Consider the following 1,154-nt stretch of genomic DNA (forward strand, 5'->3'; position numbering starts at 1 on the left):
GGCCCTTCCGGTTTTAGAGTGCGTTGATTTTGTCCTGTAGTTGTCCGGAGTGGATTAGGCATCGCAAGATGTAGTGGTTGAGGTTTTTAAATCCTAGGGCGATGCCGCGTAGGTGTTCGAGTCTGCCGTTGATTGCCTCAACGGGGCCGTTGGATGCACCGATATCAAAGTAGGCGAGCACATCTTTGCGCCTTCGCCACAGGGTGCGTCCCAGTTGGGCGAGCTCTTCTAAGCCTTTTGGTAATCCTTTACGCAGGGTGTGGATGATGCGTTCCATGAGCTTTTTGCCTTCCGATTTCTTCGGATGCGCGTACGCTGCGATCATGTCTTGGTAGACCAACCACGTTACTTCTAGGGCCACGTAGTCGTCATCGGTGGCCCACAGCATTTCTAAGCGTTGCTTTTGCCGCTCGGTGAGATAATTCGTCCTGGTCAACAGGGTGCGCCGGTGCTTGTACAGTGGGTCATCTTTGCGTCCGCGGCGCCCGGTGGTCTCACGTTGGAGTCTTTGCCGGCATGTGGTGAGTTTGTCGGCTGCCAGATGCACTACATGGAAAGGGTCCATGACTTTGTCAGCTTGTGGTAGTTGCTGCTCGACTGCGGTGGCATATCCGGTGAACCCATCCATGGTCACTACCTGTATCTGTTCCCGGAAGCTGGGGTTGCGTTCCTTAAGCCACCCGCTGAGCACATCTGCGGACCTGCCCGGTCGCATGTCTAACAAGCGTGCAGGCCCACGCCCGTCCACCAGCGGGGTGAGGTCAACGAGTATGGTCACCAGGTTTGATGCCTGGCCTGGTTTTCTGGTGTGTTTCCATACATGTTCATCGACTCCAAGGACGCGAACTCCGTCTAGGTGGTGAGGGTCGCCGTAGACAAGCTGGCGGCAGGCATCTAGTGCGACTTTATTGACTAGGTCCCAGCCCACACCGAGTGCTTTGGCGGTCGCTGACACACTCATCCGGTCAATAGCGAGGCGTTGCAAGATCCAGCGGGTGACCCGGTCAGTGAGTTTGGCACCGTCATCAGCGCAGGTTAAGGATTCTTGGAAGATCTTTCTCTTACATGAGGCGGCTGTGCACCGGAACCTAGGAACTTTTACGTGCAGCCTGGTGGGGAATCCAACAACGGGAAGATCAACGAGTCGACGGGTG

At 55.8% G+C, this 1,154-nt stretch carries 1 protein-coding gene; it reads right to left on the minus strand.

Annotation, left to right across the window (positions count from 1 at the left end; all coding sequences use genetic code 11):
* Positions 1–13: 13 nt before the first annotated feature.
* The coding region (locus HMPREF2932_RS01010) for an ISL3 family transposase (protein WP_071409410.1) at positions 14–1,154 on the minus strand (1,141 nt) is incomplete at its 5' end.

Source organism: Corynebacterium sp. HMSC074H12 (genome assembly GCF_001813755.1).
Classification (GTDB): domain Bacteria; phylum Actinomycetota; class Actinomycetes; order Mycobacteriales; family Mycobacteriaceae; genus Corynebacterium; species Corynebacterium hiratae.